Source organism: Hydrogenophaga crassostreae (genome assembly GCF_001761385.1).
In the GTDB taxonomy this organism is placed as follows: Bacteria; Pseudomonadota; Gammaproteobacteria; order Burkholderiales; family Burkholderiaceae_C; genus Hydrogenophaga; species Hydrogenophaga crassostreae.
Genome location: NZ_CP017476.1, coordinates 2,838,714 through 2,856,823, shown reverse-complemented (window position 1 = coordinate 2,856,823; position 18,110 = coordinate 2,838,714). Strand labels below are relative to the sequence as shown.

16 protein-coding genes and 2 tRNA genes are annotated in these 18,110 nt (G+C 59.3%); 8 read left to right on the top strand and 10 right to left on the bottom strand.

The window, feature by feature from the left end:
• Position 1: 1 nt before the first annotated feature.
• The 6 genes from lepB to LPB072_RS13045 are packed head-to-tail and all read left to right on the top strand — an operon-like array spanning position 2 to position 6,141.
• Positions 2 to 688 (top strand): signal peptidase I, encoded by a 687-nt coding sequence (gene lepB / locus LPB072_RS13070; RefSeq protein WP_066090498.1) that lies wholly within the window; start codon positions 2 to 4, stop codon positions 686 to 688.
• A gap of 3 nt (positions 689 to 691) precedes the next feature.
• Positions 692 to 1,066, top strand: a complete 375-nt coding sequence (rbfA, locus tag LPB072_RS13065; RefSeq protein WP_066090495.1) for a 30S ribosome-binding factor RbfA — start codon at positions 692 to 694, stop codon at positions 1,064 to 1,066.
• Between the two features lie 2 nt (positions 1,067 to 1,068).
• Positions 1,069 to 2,058: a tRNA pseudouridine(55) synthase TruB gene (gene truB, locus LPB072_RS13060; RefSeq protein WP_066090491.1), complete on the top strand. Its 990-nt coding sequence runs from the start codon at positions 1,069 to 1,071 to the stop codon at positions 2,056 to 2,058.
• Positions 2,055 to 3,878, top strand: a complete 1,824-nt coding sequence (gene typA / locus LPB072_RS13055; RefSeq protein ID WP_066090488.1) for a translational GTPase TypA — start codon at positions 2,055 to 2,057, stop codon at positions 3,876 to 3,878. The genes truB and typA overlap by 4 nt, the downstream gene beginning before the upstream one ends.
• A gap of 44 nt (positions 3,879 to 3,922) precedes the next feature.
• Positions 3,923 to 5,005 carry a DMT family transporter gene (locus LPB072_RS13050; RefSeq protein ID WP_066090484.1) on the top strand — a complete coding sequence of 361 codons (1,083 nt, stop codon included), beginning with the start codon at positions 3,923 to 3,925 and terminating at the stop codon, positions 5,003 to 5,005.
• A gap of 29 nt (positions 5,006 to 5,034) precedes the next feature.
• The gene (locus LPB072_RS13045) at positions 5,035 to 6,141 is read left to right on the top strand and encodes an enoyl-CoA hydratase/isomerase family protein (protein ID WP_066090481.1); all 1,107 of its coding nucleotides are present in this window, start codon (positions 5,035 to 5,037) and stop codon (positions 6,139 to 6,141) included.
• 34 nt (positions 6,142 to 6,175) lie between these two features.
• On the opposite strand, the gene LPB072_RS13040 is transcribed toward LPB072_RS13045, so the two are convergent.
• The 3 genes from LPB072_RS13040 to LPB072_RS13030 all read right to left on the bottom strand — a co-directional run bounded on the left by LPB072_RS13040 (position 6,176) and on the right by LPB072_RS13030 (position 7,157).
• A tRNA-Arg gene (locus LPB072_RS13040) sits at positions 6,176 to 6,252 on the bottom strand.
• Between the two features lie 66 nt (positions 6,253 to 6,318).
• Positions 6,319 to 6,395: transfer RNA gene (locus LPB072_RS13035), tRNA-Pro, on the bottom strand.
• Between the two features lie 57 nt (positions 6,396 to 6,452).
• Positions 6,453 to 7,157 carry a glutathione binding-like protein gene (locus tag LPB072_RS13030; RefSeq protein ID WP_066090478.1) on the bottom strand — a complete coding sequence of 235 codons (705 nt, stop codon included), beginning with the start codon at positions 7,155 to 7,157 and terminating at the stop codon, positions 6,453 to 6,455.
• A gap of 71 nt (positions 7,158 to 7,228) precedes the next feature.
• On the opposite strand from LPB072_RS13030, the gene LPB072_RS13025 reads away from it, so the two are divergent.
• A complete protein-coding gene (locus LPB072_RS13025) occupies positions 7,229 to 7,894 on the top strand; it encodes a hypothetical protein (RefSeq protein ID WP_066090475.1) in 666 nt (221 codons plus the stop codon).
• Positions 7,895 to 7,915: 21 nt separating this feature from the next.
• On the opposite strand, the gene LPB072_RS13020 is transcribed toward LPB072_RS13025, so the two are convergent.
• The 5 genes from LPB072_RS13020 to LPB072_RS13000 form a co-directional block, all read right to left on the bottom strand.
• On the bottom strand, positions 7,916 to 9,175 hold the full coding sequence (locus LPB072_RS13020) for an acyl-CoA dehydrogenase family protein (protein ID WP_066090472.1): 1,260 nt from the start codon (positions 9,173 to 9,175) through the stop codon (positions 7,916 to 7,918).
• A gap of 54 nt (positions 9,176 to 9,229) precedes the next feature.
• A complete protein-coding gene (locus tag LPB072_RS13015) occupies positions 9,230 to 10,318 on the bottom strand; it encodes a phosphotransferase family protein (RefSeq protein ID WP_066090468.1) in 1,089 nt (362 codons plus the stop codon).
• A 91-nt stretch (positions 10,319 to 10,409) separates the two neighbouring features.
• Positions 10,410 to 11,129 carry a Crp/Fnr family transcriptional regulator gene (locus LPB072_RS13010; RefSeq protein WP_066090465.1) on the bottom strand — a complete coding sequence of 240 codons (720 nt, stop codon included), beginning with the start codon at positions 11,127 to 11,129 and terminating at the stop codon, positions 10,410 to 10,412.
• Positions 11,130 to 11,270: 141 nt separating this feature from the next.
• Positions 11,271 to 12,050 (bottom strand): oxepin-CoA hydrolase, alternative type, encoded by a 780-nt coding sequence (locus LPB072_RS13005; RefSeq protein WP_066090462.1) that lies wholly within the window; start codon positions 12,048 to 12,050, stop codon positions 11,271 to 11,273.
• 25 nt (positions 12,051 to 12,075) lie between these two features.
• Positions 12,076 to 13,617, bottom strand: a complete 1,542-nt coding sequence (locus tag LPB072_RS13000) for a 3-hydroxyacyl-CoA dehydrogenase (protein ID WP_066090459.1) — start codon at positions 13,615 to 13,617, stop codon at positions 12,076 to 12,078.
• A 743-nt stretch (positions 13,618 to 14,360) separates the two neighbouring features.
• On the opposite strand from LPB072_RS13000, the gene LPB072_RS12995 reads away from it, so the two are divergent.
• Positions 14,361 to 15,836, top strand: a complete 1,476-nt coding sequence (locus tag LPB072_RS12995; protein ID WP_157694153.1) for a hypothetical protein — start codon at positions 14,361 to 14,363, stop codon at positions 15,834 to 15,836.
• 679 nt (positions 15,837 to 16,515) lie between these two features.
• On the opposite strand, the gene LPB072_RS12985 is transcribed toward LPB072_RS12995, so the two are convergent.
• Together LPB072_RS12985 and LPB072_RS23485 are read right to left on the bottom strand one after the other, a co-directional pair.
• On the bottom strand, positions 16,516 to 17,523 hold the full coding sequence (locus LPB072_RS12985) for a D-2-hydroxyacid dehydrogenase family protein (RefSeq protein WP_066090450.1): 1,008 nt from the start codon (positions 17,521 to 17,523) through the stop codon (positions 16,516 to 16,518).
• A gap of 179 nt (positions 17,524 to 17,702) precedes the next feature.
• Positions 17,703 to 18,077 (bottom strand): hypothetical protein, encoded by a 375-nt coding sequence (locus LPB072_RS23485; protein WP_157559318.1) that lies wholly within the window; start codon positions 18,075 to 18,077, stop codon positions 17,703 to 17,705.
• Positions 18,078 to 18,110 lie beyond the last annotated feature (33 nt).

Here is an 18,110-nt window from a genome sequence, read left to right as displayed (position 1 = left end):
CATGGATCAGCGCAAAAGTTTTTGGCGAGAGTACAAGGGGCTGGTGATGTTCATCGGCTGCATGCTTGTCTTCCGTTCGGCCCTGGCCGACTGGAACTACGTGCCGTCCTCTTCAATGAACCCTACGTTGCTTGCGGGTGATCGTGTGGTTGTGAACAAGCTGGCTTACAGTTTGCGGGTGCCATTTACGCTCCAGGAAATCAGGCGCTGGGCCAAGCCGACCGCAGGTGATGTCATTACTTTTGACTCGCCAGCAGACGGCGTTAACCTGATCAAGCGCGTGGTAGCGATTGAGGGGGACACGGTCGCCATGGACAGCAACCAGTTGTTGGTGAATGGTGTGCCCCAACCAAGGACATTGATTGACGCGGCCCGTGCGATACCGACCGAACGGGGCACCTTGAACCTGCAGGTCTGGCGCGAACAATTGGGTCCATTCAGTCACGAAACCGCCTTGATCCCTGAGTTGAACCACTTCACCGATTTTGATCCAGTGCAGGTGCCTGCGGGTCATGTCATGGTCTTGGGCGACAGCCGCGACAACAGCCGTGACTCCCGTTTTATCGGGTTCATCGACATGCAGCGCATCACTGGCCGTGCCGAACGTGTGGTCATGTCGCACAATCCCGATCGGTTCTATCTCCCGCGTGCTCACCGCTGGTGGTTGCCGCTTGAAGAGGGGGTTTGAGGCATGGCCCGCAAATCATCATCGACACCCAACCGCGGCTTTCGTGTGGCTGACCAGATCCAGCGCGATCTGGCCGAGTTGATTGCTCGCGAATTGAAAGACCGCCGGGTTGGCATGGTCACGATCAATGCGGTAGAGGTCACGCCCGACTACGCGCATGCGAAAGTCTTCTTCAGCTTGCTGACCGGTGACCCGGTCGAAACGCAAGCGGGGCTGGATGCAGCCGCTGGATTTTTGCGCTCGGGCTTGTTCAAGCGCTTGCACATCCACACGGTACCCACATTGCATTTCGTGTTTGACCGCACCACCGAGCGGGCCTCCGACATGAATGCCTTGATCTCCAAGGCCGTGGCTTCGCGGTCGAAGGACGAGGAATAGGTATGCAGGGCCAACGCACGAGGGTGCAGCGGCGCCCTGTGCACGGGGTGCTGTTGCTCGATAAACCGCTGGGTCTCTCCAGCAACCAGGCTTTGCAAAAAGCCAAGTGGTTGCTGCGCGCCGAAAAGGCAGGCCATACTGGCACGCTCGACCCGTTGGCCACGGGCGTTTTGCCTTTGTGCTTCGGTGCGGCGACGAAATTCAGCCAACTGCATCTGGATGCAGACAAAACATACGAGACCGTGATCCGGTTGGGTTTAAAAACCTCGACAGCGGATGCCGAAGGCGATGTGATTGAAGCCCGGGGAGTCACTTGCACGCCGGGCCAAGTGGTCGAAGCCTTGGATCTGTTCATGGGCGAGATTGAACAGATTCCGCCCATGCACAGCGCGTTGAAGAAAGACGGCAAACCGTTGTACGAATATGCACGCGATGGTGAAACGGTAGAGCGCGAAGCGCGTCGCGTTACCATCCACGACCTGGACCTGCTCGACATGCAGTTGACGGGCGATGAGCCGCACCTGCACCTTCGCGTGCGCTGCAGCAAAGGTACCTACATTCGTACCTTGGGTGAAGACATTGGCGAAGCGCTGGGCTGTGGTGGTCATCTGACCATGCTGCGCCGCGTGGCCACCGGCCCTTTCTCTGCTGCGCAATGTGTCTCGCTGGAAACCCTGGAGGCGGAAAGCGAGGCGCAGCGTGCGGCCCATCTTTTGCCGGTACCCGCGCTCTTGCCCGATCACACGCCGGTGACGCTGGATGAAGAAGGCGCAGCGCGTTTTCTGAGCGGCGTTCGCCGTCGGGGCGCCTGGCCCAACGAATCCCATGTGGCCGTCTATGGTCCGGTGCCCGCTACCGAGCGGTTGCGCGTCAATGTGACGACCTTGCTTGGCAGTGCGCACACCACTGGCGGTGAACTCATCCCGGGGCGGCTGCTGAGCCCCATCGAAATACAGCAAATCCTGGAAACTGAAACGGAACTCTCATCATGAGCAAACAAATCCGCAATATCGCCATCATCGCCCACGTTGACCATGGAAAAACAACCATGGTTGACCAGTTGCTACGTCAGTCGGGCACTTTCGCTGACCACGAAAAAGTCGTGGATACAGTGATGGACAACAACGCCATCGAACGCGAGCGTGGCATCACCATTCTGGCCAAGAATTGCGCCGTGAGCTGGGAAGGTACCCACATCAACATCGTCGATACCCCCGGTCACGCCGACTTCGGCGGTGAAGTGGAGCGGGCCTTGTCCATGGTGGATGGTGTGGTCTTGTTGATCGATGCGCAAGAAGGCCCGATGCCCCAAACGCGTTTCGTGACAAAGAAGGCGCTGGCTCTGGGCCTGCGCCCAATTCTGGTCGTGAACAAGGTCGACAAGCCCGGTGCCCGTCCAGACTTTGTCGTCAACGCTGCTTTCGACCTGTTCGACAAGCTGGGTGCCACCGATGAGCAGCTCGACTTTCCCGTGGTATATGCCTCGGGCATCAACGGCTGGACTTCGATGGAAGAGGGCGCAGCGGGTGAGCAATGGGGCCCCGACATGTCTGCCTTGTTCAACACCGTGTTGAGTCATGTGCCTGCCCAAACGGGTGACCCGGAAGCACCGCTGCAATTGCAGATTTCTGCACTCGATTTTTCGACTTTTGTCGGCCGGATCGGCGTAGGCCGTATCAGCGCTGGCACGATCAAGCCCTTGACCGATGTGCTGGTCATGGAAGGCCCGGATGGCAAATCGTACAAAGGCCGGATCAACCAGGTCTTGACCTTCCACGGCCTGGATCGCGTTCAGGTAACCGAGGCTGGCCCTGGGGACATCGTTTTGATCAACGGTATTGCGGACATTTCCATTGGCGTGACGGTGACCGATGTTGCCAATCCCATGCCTTTGCCCATGCTGAAAGTGGATGAGCCAACCCTGACCATGAATTTCTGCGTCAACACCAGCCCCTTGGCCGGTCGCGAAGGCAAGTTTGTGACCAGCCGCCAGCTTTGGGACCGTCTCCAGAAAGAACTGCAACACAACGTGGCGCTGCGCGTCAGCGAGACCGACGAAGAGGGCGTGTTTGAAGTGATGGGCCGTGGTGAATTGCACCTGACCATCTTGCTGGAGAACATGCGCCGCGAAGGCTATGAGCTGGCTGTTTCCAAGCCGCGCGTGGTATTTCGCGATGTCAACGGCGAGAAGCACGAGCCTATCGAGTTGGTCACGGCCGATATCGAAGAATCCCACCAGGGCGGCGTGATGCAAGCCTTGGGCGAACGCAAGGGCGAGTTGGTCAACATGGAGCCCGATGGCCGTGGTCGTGTGCGCCTGGAATACCGCATCCCTGCGCGTGGTCTGATCGGCTTCACCAACGAATTTTTGAACCTGACCCGTGGTTCCGGTTTGATCTCCAACATTTTTGACAGCTACGAGCCGCACAAAGGCGACATCGGTGGCCGCAAAAACGGTGTGTTGATTTCCATGGACGATGGTGAAATTTTCACCTACGCCCTGGGCAAGCTCGACGACCGCGGTCGCATGTTTGTGCGCGCCAACGATCCGGTGTATGAAGGCATGATCGTCGGCATCCACAACCGCGACAATGATCTGATCGTGAACGCCACCCGCACCAAGCAGCTGACCAACTTCCGCGTCAGCGGCAAGGAAGACGCGATCAAGATCACGCCCCCGATCGACTGCACCCTGGAATACGGCGTTGAATTCATCGAGGACGACGAGCTGGTCGAAATCACGCCCAAGAGCGTGCGACTGCGTAAGCGCTACCTGAAAGAGCACGAGCGTAAAAAGGCTTCGCGCGACTAAATTCTTCAGGGCGCTTCAGGGCGCCCTGTTGCGTTTTGCAACCCATGAACAGCGACCAGACCCGGACGACCACCCACGCCCGTGCTGTCTTCTTGATGGTGGCTGCAGCGTTGCTGTGGTCGACAGCTGGCGTGGTCACGCGCCAGCTCGAAGGAGCCGTGCGCTTCGAGATCACTTTCTGGCGAGGCGCATTCACCGTGTTGTCGCTGCTGTTGATGCTTCCCGTCTGGCGCCAGGCCACGCGCGACCATGGCAAGGCAAAGGGCTCACCGCTCACCGAGCGATTCGAGATGGCGCGCCTGATTCATCGACACTGGGGTCTGCTGCCTGAATCGCGCACTTTCTGGCTGTCGGGCATCTGCTGGAGTGTGATGTTCACCGCTTTTATGGTGGGCCTGACCTTCACCAGTGTGGCCAATGTGCTCATCATCATGTCGCTCGGGCCGCTCTTTACAGCGGTACTGGCCTGGCGGATCAATGGCCAGCGCCTGGAGGCGAGGGTGTGGCTGGCCATTGTGTTTGCTGGTTTGGGCATGGCCTATATGTATGGCGGGCAAGTGCTGGCGCTGATGGGCAGCGATCGCTCCCAAGTTCACGGGCTTGTCGTGGGCTCGCTCATCGCGTTGTGTGTGCCGATCGCGGGTGCGTTGAACTGGACGCTGGTACAACGAAGCCAGAGCCGAGGTGCGCGCATCGATCTGGTGCCGGCCGTGTTGGTGGGCGCAACCCTCTGTTGCCTCTATACCTGGGTTCCGGCCCAGCCTTTTGCGGCGACTTCCCGCGATTTGATGTGGCTGGCCCTTTTGGGCCTGACACAGCTCGCGATTCCCTGTATGTTGGCAGTGATCGCCGCGCGCACGCTGAAGGCGCCCGAGGTTTCCCTTCTGGGCTTGCTGGAAGTGGTTTTCGGCATCCTGTGGCCCTGGCTGTTCGCCAACGAAGCGCCGGGCAGCGAAGTGCTGTTGGGCGGTGGTGTGGTCATCCTGGCCTTGGTGGCCAATGAACTGCTGGGATGGCAGTCGCGCGCCGGTGCTGGCCGCATACAGTCGTTGACCGCTGGTGTTGTTGCTGTGGCCGCAGCATCAGACCCCACTGAACCCCATTCCTCGCCCATTGAGGGCGTCTGATTTTTGATTGATCCCCTGGAGCATTTGCCATGAACGCCACCCTTAGCACCACCGAGTCTTTTGTCTTGACTGAGGTACGAGGACGCGTGGGCTGCATCACGCTGAACCGCCCCAAGGCACTCAATGCCTTGTCGCTGGACATGGTGCGTGGTCTGACCACGGCGCTGATCCAATGGCGGGACGACGCCCATGTGTTGGCCGTGGTCGTGCGTGGTGTCAACAAGGACGGACCGTTTGGATCTTTTTGTGCTGGTGGGGATATTCGCTTTTTCCATCAGGCCGCGCTGGCGAATGATCCTAGCCTGGGCGAGTTTTTCACCGAGGAGTACGCGCTCAACCACCTGATCCACACCTACTCAAAGCCCTATATCGCTTTGATGGACGGCATTGTGATGGGGGGCGGCATGGGTATCAGCCAGGGAGCCAGCCTGCGCCTGGTGACCGAACGCAGCAAGCTGGCGATGCCTGAAACCGGGATTGGCTTGTTCCCGGATGTTGGGGGCGGCTACTTTCTCAGCCGTTGTCCGGGGCGCATGGGGGAGTATCTCGCGCTGACCGGCCGGGTGATCAATGGGGTTGAGGCGCTGGCCACCGATTTGGCTGATGCACAGATGGAAAGTGCACGCTTGACGGGGCTTTGGGAAAGTCTGGGTACAACGCCTTACGAGAACGGTGAGGCCGTGGAGCGCTGGTTCCAGACATACACCCAGAAGAACACCGAAAAACACACCCTGCCTTTGACCGAGATCAACCGTGTGTTTGCCTTGGACAGCGTAACTGCGATCGTGGAAGCTTTGACTGGAACCGACAGCGACTGGGCGCGCGAAACGCTGGCCACACTGCGCAAGCGTTCTCCGTTGATGTTGCATGTGGTGCTGGAGCAAGTGCGCCGGGCCCGCAGTCTGGGCCTTTCGGACAATCTGCGCATGGAACGCGACATGGTCCATCAATGTTTCAACCTTCGCCCAGGCGCGGCCAGTGAAACGGTGGAGGGCATTCGGGCTCTGGCGGTGGACAAAGATCACCAGCCGCGCTGGAATCCCGCCCGCATTGAAGATGTGACTGGAGAAATGGTTTCTGCCTTCTTTACCAGCCCTTGGGCAGCGGAACAGCATCCACTGCGAATGCTCGGCTGAGCGAGCGCAGGCGCGCAAAGAGTGGTTGATGACTTGGCCTACCCGGAGGGACTCGAACCCCCGACCTGCTGCTTAGAAGGCAGCTGCTCTATCCAGTTGAGCTACGGGTAGATGGGTGAACTGGTTGCGGATACAAAAAAGGCCCACAGAGTGGGCCTTTTTGTTCAACTGAATGAATGGTCGGAGCGGCGGGATTCGAACTCGCGACCCTCTGCTCCCAAAGCAGATGCGCTACCAGGCTGCGCTACGCTCCGACTAAGCTGTGAATTGTACCCAAAGAAAACCCCATTTTTGGTGCGGTGCAGAAATCTTCATCTTTTTTTGTATTGTCCTTTGCCAAAGAGTGCGTTGCGGGCTTTGTCGTCGGTCAACGGTTTTCGCGCATCGGCCAAAACAGCCACCCCTCGTTGCACCGCAGGGCGGGCTGCGACCCGGTCGAACCAGGCTTTGAGCGAGGGGTGGTCTTTCCACTCGATGCCCTGGTTCTGCCAGCTGCGCACCCAGGGGAAGATGGCGATGTCGGCAACGGTGTATTGCTTGCCAGCAATGAACGGCCGGTCCTCCAGTTGCTTGTTCATGACGCCGTAGAGGCGCTTGGCTTCCTTGGTGTAGCGGTCGTAGGCGTAATCGATCTTCTCGGGCGCGTAGATGCGAAAGTGGTGCGCCTGACCGAGCATGGGGCCTACCCCGCCCATTTGGAACATCAGCCATTGCAGCGTCTCGAATTTCTGGCGATCCGACTTGGGCAAGAGCCTGCCTGTTTTTGCGGCCAGGTAGAGCAAGATGGCGCCAGATTCAAAAAGGCTGATGGGCTTGCCATCGGGCCCTATGGGGTCTACCAGTGCGGGGATCTTGTTGTTGGGGCTGATTTTGAGAAACTCGGGGGAAAATTGATCGCCTAGACCGATGTTGATGGGATGTACTTGCCAATCGCGCCCAAGGCGCAGGCCACATTCTTCCAGCATGATGTGGACTTTGTGCCCGTTGGGTGTGGGCCAGGAATAAACTTGGATCATGGAGTTGCCTGCGAGGAGGTGGAGTGGGAGGAGTGGAAACCAATCACGACTTTACAAAGATTTGATGAGCCATGTTTGAGAAATTGAAAAATGCATTCAGGTCTTCGGCGCCTGTGCCAGCCAGTGGCGACGGTTTGGCTCATTGGGCGGTGGACCGCATGCTGAGCCACCACCAGTTGGCCAACGGTGCGACCGTGGCGGAAGGGTTGTTGCTGGACCGGCCATTTCAGGCAGGCTGTGCGCCGTCTTCGCGACCCTATATCCAGGGCGTGGAGTTGATGGCGCGTGCCGATCTGGGTTTGCGGGACGACGTGAACATCATCGTGATGCACCGGGCATTGAAACGCGCGCTGGAGAAAGCGGCCAGCCACACCTACGCCGATGCCACCGCCCAATTGCGAACGGCCCACAAAGCGTTGCCAGAGGAACTGGTCTGGTTGTCGGTCTACCGCGATGCGGGGTGGCCGGGGCCCACGCCAGACTTCTGGGCGCGCTATTGCGTGCTGACCGACAACCTGGAGTCGGCCCGCGAGTGGTTGTATGCCGACGCGATCGAGTGCCTGGGCGATGCACCCGCGGCACTCAGGCCGGTGACGCCGTTCCTGATTGCGTTGACCCGTGGCAAGGTCTACTTGCGGCTGCAAATGGAGGCCATGGACGACGGTGTGGTCAGCCACCATGCGTTGGACACGCTGGAACAACTCAGCGCCCGGGCTGTGAAGCTTTTCGGGCGCTGAGAGAGGGGATGCGCGAGGCGTTCAGCTGCCGCGCGTGATGGGCATGTCCACTTCGCCCTTGATGGCCATGTGCTTGGCCAGTTCCAGTTTGGCGATCGAAACACGGTGCACTTCATCCGGGCCATCGGCCAGGCGCAGCGTGCGTTGGCCAGCATAGCTGTAGGCCAGCGGGAAGTCGTCGCTCACGCCGCCACCGCCATGGGCCTGGATGGCCATGTCGATGATGTCGCAGGCCATGTTGGGCGCCACCACCTTGATCATGGCGATTTCAGCCTTGGCGATTTTGTTGCCTACGGTATCCATCATGTAGGCGGCTTTCAGCGTCAGCAAACGGGCCATCTCGATGCGGCAGCGTGCATCGGCGATGCGCTCGTGCCACACCGACTGGGCCGACACAGGCTTGCCAAACGCCACGCGGCTGTTCAGGCGCTTGCACATGAGTTCCAGCGCGCGTTCAGCGGCGCCGATGGAGCGCATGCAGTGGTGGATACGGCCAGGGCCAAGGCGACCTTGGGCGATTTCGAAGCCTCGGCCTTCGCCGAGCATGAGGTTGCCCACGGGCACGCGCACGTTGGTCAGCTTGACCTCCATGTGGCCGTGAGGCGCATCGTCGTAGCCGAACACTGACAGGGCGCGAACCACTTCGATGCCTGGCGTGTTTGCCGGCACGACGATCATCGATTGCTGCGAATGGCGTGGTGCATCGGGATTGGTCTTGCCCATCACGATGTAGACCTGGCAGCGTGGATCGCCCGCGCCAGACGACCACCATTTGGTGCCGTTGATCACGTATTCATCGCCATCGCGCTCGATGCGGCATTCGATGTTGGTGGCGTCGGACGAAGCCACGGCGGGCTCGGTCATCAGAAAGGCCGAGCGGATCTCACCGCGCAGCAGGGGTTCCATCCACTCGTCCTTGATGGCTTCGCTGGCGTAGCGCTCCAGCGTTTCCATATTGCCGGTGTCTGGCGCCGAGCAGTTGAAGACTTCGGAGGCAAACACCACACGGCCCATGATTTCGCACATGGGCGCGTACTCGAGGTTGGTCAGGCCTTCGGGGGCACGAGCACTGCTGGGCAAAAACAGGTTCCACAAGCCAGCGGCACGGGCTTTGGGCTTGAGCTCTTCGACGATCTTGGTCGGCAGCCAGGCGTTGCCGTTTTTGCGGTTCTCGGCGATCTCGGCGAAGAAGCGGGCTTCGTTGGGATAGATGTGCTCGTCCATGAACGCCAGCAGGCGTTCGCGCATGTCTTTAACCTTGTCGGTGTAGTCGAAATTCATCTTGTCTCCTTGGATTGATCGCTTCGAAAGCTTGGGGGGTGAGTGGGAAAAGGTTCAGTCGGCGGCAGAGGCGTAGCGCCAGGCCAGTTGGGCCAGCGGACGGGCGCCGGCCGCAGAAGAAACCGCCTGCGCGCTGGATGCCGTGCCCATCTCGACCCGCTTGGCGATGCCTTGCAAAATGGCGGCCAGGCGGAAGAGGTTGTAGGCGAGGTAAAAATTCCAGTCTGCCTTGAGACGATCGGGCGTGGTCAGCCCGGTGCGTTCGCAATAGCGGGCGATGTATTCGGCCTCGGTGGGAATCCCCAGGGCGGCCACGTCTAGCCCGCCGATGCCGCGGAAAGCGCCTGGCGGAATGTGCCAGGCCATGCAGTGGTAGCTGAAATCGGCCAGCGGGTGACCCAGGGTGGACAGTTCCCAATCGAGCACGGCCAGCACGCGCGGCTCGGTGGGATGGAACATCAGGTTGTCCAGCCGGTAGTCGCCATGCACCACGGAGACCATGGATTCGTCGCGCGCCATGGCCGGGATGTTTTGCGGCAGCCATTCCATCAGCCGGTCCATCTCTTCAATGGGCTGCGTGATGGATGCGACGTACTGTTTGCTCCAGCGTCCGATCTGGCGTTCGAAATAGTTGCCCGGCTTGCCGTAGCCTTCCAGGCCAATGTCATCGGGTTTGACGGAGTGCAGAGCCGCCAGGACCCGGTTCATTTCGTCGTAAATGGCGCCACGTTGTGCGTTGCTCATCTCGGGCAGGGCCTGGTCCCACATGACCCGGCCTTCCACGCACTCCATGACATAAAAGGCGCGCCCGATGACGGCCTCGTCTTCGCACAGGGCATACATTTCAGCCACAGGAACACCCGTGCCGTGCAGCGCTTTCATGACACGAAACTCTCGCTCCACTGCATGGGCCGAAGGCAGCAGCTTGGCCACCGGGCCTGGCTTGGCGCGCATCACATAAGACTTCGATGGCGTGATGAGCTTGTAGGTCGGGTTGGATTGGCCGCCCTTGAACATCTCGACGGTCAACGGGCCCGCAAAACCAGGCACTTGGGTGGTCATCCAGTGGGACAACGCGTCGGTGTCGAAACGGTGTTGTTCGGCGACTGGCTTGGTGCCAGTAAAGACGTGGGGTTCGCTCATCGGGTGGATTGCCTCATGTTGGGGTGGGGGCGGCCAACACAGGCTCCGGTTGGCCGGCTGCGCATCTGCGTGCGCTTGAGAGAAATACTGATCAGGATTCGGCGTCGGCGATGCGCATCAACATTTCTCGATCCCGCACCACCAGACCACCTTGCTCGATGCGAATGGCATCTTCGCGTTCCATCGACTTGAGCTCCTGGTTGACGCGCTGACGTGAAGCGCCCAAGAGTTGCGCCAACTCTTCTTGTGCCAACTGAAGACCGATTCGCATTTCGTTGCCATCCGACAGGCAGGGCACGCCATAGCTGCGCACGAGGTGCAACAGCTGCTTGGCCAGCCGGGCCCGAAGGGGCAGGGTGTTGAGGTCTTCCACCAGGCCAAACAGGGTGCGAATACGCCGCGCCTGCAGCCGCATCAGCGCTTCGTACAGTTCGCCGTGGTTGCTGAGAATCTTTTGAAAATCGTTGCGCGAAACGCAAAGCAGCGTGGTTGCATCGTGTGCGTAGGCATCGTGTGTGCGCTGGTCGCCGTCGAACATCGCCACGTCGCCGAACCACACGCCCGGTTCCACATAGGTCAGCGTGATCTGCTTGCCCGAGAGCGAAGTCGAACTCACGCGCACCGCGCCCTTGGCGACCGCCGTCCATTCGGTTGGCGGGTCTCCTCGGGCAACGATCAGATCGCCGTCCTTGAATCGCTTGACGTAGGCGCATCGAAGTATGTCGTGTCGCAGTGAAGGGGAAAGGCTGTTGAACCAGCGACCACCATTGATCGCCTCGCGTTCGTCCATTGTCAGAATCGGTTCGTCCATCGTCTGTCTTATGAGTGACTGGGGGGTGCCTTCATTGTCGCCATAGGGACGAAGGCACCTCACAGGGTTTGCATGGAAAGTGTCTCGTGGGCGTCTTGCAGGTGGCCTGCGGAATCACCATCAGCGAAACGCGGTAGGGCTTCAGCGGTAGCTGGGGGCCCGCTTTTCTAGGAACGCCTGGATGCCTTCTCCAGCGTTGGCATGGTGCAGGTTGCGCACGAAATGATCGCGTTCGGCGCCGAGCTGGGTGTGCAGCGATGCGGTGTCGGCGTCGTTGCACAACTCCTTGATGCTCGCCAGGGCGTTGGGCGCCCGTCCGTTCAGGCGCTCGGCCAGTGTCAGGGCATCCTGCAGCGCATCTGTGGGGGCGCTGACTTGCGTCACCACACCAAGGGCCTGCAAACGCTGGGCCTCGATGCGGTCGCCGAACATGAGCAACTGCAAAGCGGTTGCCCTGGGCAACGCGCGCATCAGACTCCAGCTCGCGCCGCCATCGGGGGACAGGCCCACATTGCTGTAGGCCATGACGAACACGCTGTTGTGCGCCGCCACGATGAAATCGCAAGCCAGTGCCAACGAAAACCCGGCGCCTGCGCAGGACCCTTCGACGGCCGCGATCACCGGTTTGGGAAAGGCGCGGATGGTTTCGATCCAGTTGTGCAGGCCTTCGATGCTTTGGCTCTGGTGCTCGGGGGGAAGGGAGCGGTTGGCGCGCAAGCGCTGCAGGTCCCCGCCAGCACAGAAATGGGCACCTTCGCCCTGAATCACGACGCTGCGCACTTCGGCGCTGCCCTCGGCCACGTTCATGGCCTCAATGCCGGCTGCGTAAATGTCGGGACCGAGCGCGTTGCGAAGGTCGGGGTTGCTGATGCTCAGCACCATGGTCTGTCCATGGCTGTGGCTCTTGAGGGTTGCGGTCATGGGGTGGTGTGGTCCTGGGTTGGGGTCAGGCTTCTTCGTGGGACAGGCTCAGGCCCAGCGCGCCGCGGCGGCGCAGCCATGGGGAAGGACGGTAGCGCGGATCACCATAAACGGTTTGCATGTTAAACAGTATCTCGAGCACGTTGGTGGGGCCAATGCGGTCGCCCATCGCCAGCGGACCCATCGGATAACCCAAACCCAAAGTGACGGCAAGATCGAGATCGCTTGGGGAGCACACGCCTTGCTGGCACATGTCGGCCGCGATGTTGATGATGGTGGCGACCACGCGTTGGGTCACAAAACCACCGCTGTCGCGAACCACGCTGACTGCCTTGCCGTCCTGGGCAAACAAAGCATGGGCCGCATCACGCATATCGGGGCGGGTTGCTGGGTTGGTTGCGAGAACACGGCGGCGCGTAGCGGTGTCTTCCAGCATCATGTCGATGCCGATGGTTCGCGTCGCGTCCAGCCGCTCAACAGCTGCAAGTGTGGTCACATCCAGACCCAGCGGCGCTACCAGAATCAATGCGGTCGACGATGGCGTTGCCGCGGTTTCAATGTGGGCGCCTAAATCCTTGAGCAATTGATAGAGCTCTGAGCGCCGGGCCGCCTTGGGTGAAACCCACACGGGAGGCAACGATTTGACAACTGGCGCAGGCGGGTCCTCAGGGATTTGCGCGGCACCCTCAAGATAGGAATAGAAACCCTCGCCCACCTTCTTGCCAATCACGCCGCCGGCCAGGCGCTGGGCGGTGATCACGCTGGGGCGGTACCGTGGCTCGTCGAAGTACTGGCGGTAGATGGACTCCATTACTGGGTGCGACACATCCAGGGCTGTCAGGTCCATCAGTTCGAATGGCCCCAGCTTGAAGCCCATCTGGTCCCGCAGAATACGGTCTACTGTCGCGAAGTCTGCGATTCGCTCGCTCACCACCCGCAGAGCCTCAGTGCCATAGCCACGGCCCGCATGGTTGACGATGAAGCCAGGGGTGTCTTGCGCGGCAACGGGCGTATGGCCGAACTGGCGTGCATAGCCAGTAAGTTGTTCGCAAACAACAGGCGATGTCTTGAGTCCCGCGACCACCTCCACCACACGCATCAACGGAACCGGGTTGAAGAAATGAAAGCCAGCCAGTTGGGCGGGGCGCTGTAAATTGGCAGCGATGGCTGTGACAGAGAGCGACGAAGTGTTGGTCGCGAGCACGGTTCCGGGAGCAACCAGTGATTCAATTTCACTGAAGAGGCGTTGTTTGATGTCGATACGCTCCACAATCGCTTCAATGATGAGGTTGCACGGCGCCAGCGCTGCGGCGTCTGGGGCTGCGCTGAGCCGTGTGAGATGCAAGTTGCGCATCTCATCCGTCAGCTTGCCTTTGGTAACCAGGCGATCCCAAATTGCAGTGATTGCGGCGATTGCGGCCTGTGCGGCACCTGGCTGGCTGTCCAGCAAGAATACGTCGCTGCCTGCTTGCACTGCCATCTGAGCGATGCCTCTGCCCATGGCGCCGCCACCGATCACGCCGACGGTTTGGAAGATGGGTTGGGCTAAAGGAAGAAATGGTTGCATATGAAAGTACTATTTGAGGTGAACATGTTCGAACCTATGACAAAATGTTCCCCACCTAAGGAAGAAGGGATTCTGACGTGCGCCTGATTGTGATCAGCTCTATTTTGCTATCAACGGCTTTGCCGAGCTCGGCGGTTACGTTGGGTCGTCATGGTGGCGCGGCGGTGATCGGACGCACCTTGGACATCAGGGTGGAGGCTTTGACCAGTCCCGGTGAAGATCTTTCCGATCTCTGCATTCGCGCAGGCGTGCTGTTTGGTGAGTCTCGGCTGGCATCCAGTGCCGTGCAGATCACCCCCCAGCGAAGTGCGCCTGATGCAAAGGCTTCAATCAGAATTCAGACCACTGTACCTGTGAATGAGCCAGTGGTATCGCTGGAGGTCAGTGCCGGATGCGCGGCGCCGTTTGCGCGCCGGTATGTCTTGTTGGCCGATCCAGCCCCAGTGGCTGCGACTTCAACCAATGGTTTGGATGGCGCCGGGCGTTCAATCGATGGGGCATCAGTTGGTGGCGGCGCTTCATCGAGGGTTTTGCCAAAGGTCGTGAGCGAAAACGGCCAGGCGGCGACTGCTTCTCGCGGCACCAATAACGCCAACCGGTCCAGTGAAGCCCTGAGAAGCGTCGGCGACGAAGGCTCGTCAGATGTAGCACAAGCACCCAAGCCTGAGCGTGCAAAACCACCGGTTCGAAAGGCTGCGACTCCGAAGCCCGCACCCAAGAGTGTGGTTCGCAAACCAGATCCTGTGGCCGAAGTCACCACTGCTCCCAGGTTGCACCTCGAACCCGTGGACCTGAGCCTGGGTATTGAGCGCGATCCGGTGCTCAAGCTTTCGTTGTCGCTGCTGAGCGAGCCGACAACCTCGGAGCAAGAGCGGGCTGCTGCAGGCCAGCTCTGGAAGGCCATCAACGCCTCGCCTGAAGACATTTTGCGCGACTCGCAAAAGTTGGCGGTTCTGGAAGCGGAGTCCAAAGGATTGCGTGAAAAGGAAGCCCGGGATGAAGCCGCGATTCAAGCCATGCAGGCGCAACTGGATCAGTCGCGCTACATCACCTGGCTGGCCTATCTTCTAGGCGCCTTGCTGGTGCTGTCGATTTTGGGGCTGTGGTTTTTCCGTCGGCGCAAAGAGCCCGTTGAAGTTGTCCGACGAGACGCCGCATGGTGGGATGGTGCCAAGAAGCCAGTCGCAGCAGGCGTCGCAGGTGCAGCCGTTGCTTCAACTGCTGCGGTCGCAGGTCGCCGTGACCCGGTGGGTGTTGATATTGATCTGGATATCGATGCGGAATCTGGCTTCGATGACTACGAGTCTCTTCATGGGAACGATTCGAGCTTGCGCGCGGTCCTGCCCGCTTCTCGTGGGCAGGGAGACGAATCAAACCACGCGGCCGGTTCGCGCTCACTGGCCACGGAAGAGTTGTTTGACGTTCAACAGCAAGCCGATTTCTTTGTCTCGCTAGGCGAAAACGAAAAAGCGATCGGTGTGTTGAAGAGCCATTTGCTGGAGAGTCAGGAACCCAGCGCATTGGCTTATCTGGATTTGTTCAGGCTTTATCACCAGCAGAATCGGCGCCAAGACTATGACGAGCTTCGCGAGGTTTTTAACCACAAGTTCAATGCCGGTGCCCCGCCCTTTGACGAGTACTCCGACAACAGTGTGGGTCTTGAGGGATATGAAACGGCCTTTGGACGTATTCAAGCGCTGTGGCCGCAACCTCGTGTCCTGGATGTAATCGAGCAATCTATCTTCCGTGATGCGAACGACGAAGATGGCGAGGTTTTTGATCTGGAGGCCTACCGCGAGTTGCTGCTCCTGCATGCGGTTGCCAAGGAAATGATCAAGCGGGCAGAGCTGGGTGACCATGAGGACAGCCCTGACTTTGAGCACACGGCAATCAAGCCGTTGAAGGCCGCAGCAGGCTCGGCGGCTGCAATGGGAAGCAGTTCCAGGGACAAAGGAGATCCGGTTACCGAGCCTTTTGACAACATGCCAGTGGCGTCTCCGCGGTTGGGGCTTGATGTGGATTTGGACGCCCTGGATGAAATGTCGGCTTTTGAAGCTTCGTTACCAGAGGTCCCTGAGGCGGTAAAGGCATCGGCTGTTGTGGATGGTAAACGGCTGTCTGCCAGTGTGGCTGATGAAGGAAATTTGATTGATTTTGAAGTGATGGACTTCATGCCTCCTGAAGATGACGATGACGAGCCTGCGCAGAAAAAGCCTTGAATTGGCACCATCATCATTGACGTAAAAAAGGCCGGGCTGAAACCCCGGCCTTTTTTACGTCATGGGGTGGCATGGCTCTGTTGGCCAAAATCCAAAAAAAAGCCAATGCGTTGAGCCCAATGGGGCATTGAATCTTCAAATAAGTGGAGAGCTCTGCGACCCCTTCAACATCGCATTCAATGAAAAAAGCGTTCGCTTGCACTGACCAAGTTTGCCCGCCAACCATGTGGGGGCCCCGCCTCGCATCCACAGGGCACAACATGCCCGCCGCCATCACTTCCCTCTCCCTTGGGTCTCATGAAACTCAATGCATTTGCTGGCATTGAGGGGGCAGGGGCAGGGCATCCCGCAAGACTGCGCTGTAGCTTTTGCGTGGATTGATATGCCCGCTTCGGCAGGCGCGCCTCAGTCGGCCATGAACCGCGCCCAGCTTCTTCAGATTTTTGCGCCAGGTGACCTCAAGCGCGCGCACAACCTGGGGCACGGAATATGCAAAACGCTTTGGTGGTCCCTGGTGATATCCAACCCATCGCCGTATTCCAGCCTGGGTCCAGGCTGAATGCTGTCCATCTGGGCGGCGTTGGTCTGTCCGGGCCATGACACGTTGCCAAGTGTATGCAGGTACCGTCCCTCACCCACAGGCGCCCACGCCACCACTTCGCACGGCGGTGCTCGTTTGTTAGCGGCGAACTTGAAGGGCGCCGGGGTTGACGATATTGGTAGGAGTGCCGCGAACAAAGTTCACCACGTTGTCAAAGGCCGCTGAAAACAGGGTTTCGTAGTTGTCTTGTTCAACGTAGCCTATGTGTGGCGTGCAAATGCAATTCTCCAGCCGCAAGAGCGCATGACCCTGCATGATGGGCTCGGACTCGAAAACGTCGATGGCGGCCATACCCGGGCGGCCGCGGTTCAATGCAGCCAAAAGCGCATCTTGCTGGATCAGCTCAGCCCTTGATGTATTCACAAGCAAGGCTGTTGGCTTCATCCTGGAGAGGTCATCAAGGCTCACGCAGGCTGCTGTGGTGATACTCAGTCGCAAGTGCAGCGTGAGTACGTCTGAGTCAGTGAACAATTCTTCGCGGCTATTGGCAAGCTCATACCCATCTGCCGCAGCCTGTTGGCGGCTGCCTTCATTGCCCCAGACGAGTACCCGCATACCGAATGCGCGGCCGTAGCCGGCCACGATCTTCCCAATTCGGCCATAGCTCCACACCCCCAGTGTCTTCCCATGCAAAACTCTGCCAAGACTGAAGTTCGGTGGCATGGAGGCCGCTTTCAGTCCGGACTGCTGCCATGCCCCGTGTTTCAGACTGGCGACATATTGCGGAATGCGCCTCATGGATGACATGATCAGTGCCCATGTGAGTTCGGCCGTTGACATCGGCGAACTGACGCCTTCGGCCACTGCAACTCCTCGTTCGGTACAGGCAGGGACATCGATGTGCTCCCCAATTCGGCCGGTTTGAGCGATCAGCTTGAGTTTCGGCAGTTTGTCTACCAGCTGTCGAGTGATCTGGGTGCGTTCCCGAATCAAGACCAAAACGTCGGCGTCTCGAAGTCGCACCGAGAGCTGGCCCACACCTTTGACCGTGTTGGTAAACACTTTCGCAGGATACGGATCGAGCTTCTGGGCGCTGTCGAGTTTGCGGACCACATCTTGGTAGTCGTCGAGAATCACAATGTTCATGAGGCATATTGTGCCCTCATGATCGCAGTCATCAGTGGTCTCGGGTTTTGGTTGCTTGCACCCGTGAAGAGCCTTGCCCCAGACTGTTTGCTACTTTTCAGGCAGAGGGGAAAACCGATCATTGGGTTGGTATTTCTCGGAGCGGGCAAGGGCTGGAGTGGGTGTGCACTCCAACGCTGCTACTGAAACATGCGCTGTTCTATTGCTGCAAGGCGTTCCAGTTCAGCGCAAACCTGATCGATGCGCCCGGAAAGAAAGAGGCGACCGTCTGAATGAGGGGAAGACGGCGAGCGTGCACCAGCGCTCTTGCGTTGTACGGTCACAGTGCGATCGTTGCGGCCGTGGTGCTTTGTCTGGCTCGGCGATCGGGCATTGGTCGCAATGGGTGCACCCGACGACAACGGGCTGTTGAGCCACCCGGCTTTGGCGAAGCGTTGCAGCAAGCGTGGTGCAGGCATGGCAGAAGCACGCGCTGTTGATGGCTGCCGCGGCAGCCAGCAGTCGATCAATTGCAGCGGCGCACGCCAGGTGTTGGTGTTAAAGCGGATTCCCATGAAAAACTCCAGTGATGGTGTTGAACACAGGCA

Bases quoted from the DNA above. Each gene is read 5' to 3' on its own strand.
- lepB (WP_066090498.1), top strand. From the start codon at position 2: ATGGATCAGCGCAAAAGTTTTTGGCGAGAGTACAAGGGGCTGGTGATG.
- rbfA (WP_066090495.1), top strand. From the start codon at position 692: ATGGCCCGCAAATCATCATCGACACCCAACCGCGGCTTTCGTGTGGCT.
- truB (WP_066090491.1), top strand. From the start codon at position 1,069: ATGCAGGGCCAACGCACGAGGGTGCAGCGGCGCCCTGTGCACGGGGTG.
- typA (WP_066090488.1), top strand. From the start codon at position 2,055: ATGAGCAAACAAATCCGCAATATCGCCATCATCGCCCACGTTGACCAT.
- LPB072_RS13050 (WP_066090484.1), top strand. From the start codon at position 3,923: ATGAACAGCGACCAGACCCGGACGACCACCCACGCCCGTGCTGTCTTC.
- LPB072_RS13045 (WP_066090481.1), top strand. From the start codon at position 5,035: ATGAACGCCACCCTTAGCACCACCGAGTCTTTTGTCTTGACTGAGGTA.
- LPB072_RS13030 (WP_066090478.1), bottom strand. From the start codon at position 7,157: ATGATCCAAGTTTATTCCTGGCCCACACCCAACGGGCACAAAGTCCAC.
- LPB072_RS13025 (WP_066090475.1), top strand. From the start codon at position 7,229: ATGTTTGAGAAATTGAAAAATGCATTCAGGTCTTCGGCGCCTGTGCCA.
- LPB072_RS13020 (WP_066090472.1), bottom strand. From the start codon at position 9,175: ATGAATTTCGACTACACCGACAAGGTTAAAGACATGCGCGAACGCCTG.
- LPB072_RS13015 (WP_066090468.1), bottom strand. From the start codon at position 10,318: ATGAGCGAACCCCACGTCTTTACTGGCACCAAGCCAGTCGCCGAACAA.
- LPB072_RS13010 (WP_066090465.1), bottom strand. From the start codon at position 11,129: ATGGACGAACCGATTCTGACAATGGACGAACGCGAGGCGATCAATGGT.
- LPB072_RS13005 (WP_066090462.1), bottom strand. From the start codon at position 12,050: ATGACCGCAACCCTCAAGAGCCACAGCCATGGACAGACCATGGTGCTG.
- LPB072_RS13000 (WP_066090459.1), bottom strand. From the start codon at position 13,617: ATGCAACCATTTCTTCCTTTAGCCCAACCCATCTTCCAAACCGTCGGC.
- LPB072_RS12985 (WP_066090450.1), bottom strand. From the start codon at position 17,523: ATGAACATTGTGATTCTCGACGACTACCAAGATGTGGTCCGCAAACTC.
- LPB072_RS23485 (WP_157559318.1), bottom strand. From the start codon at position 18,077: ATGGGAATCCGCTTTAACACCAACACCTGGCGTGCGCCGCTGCAATTG.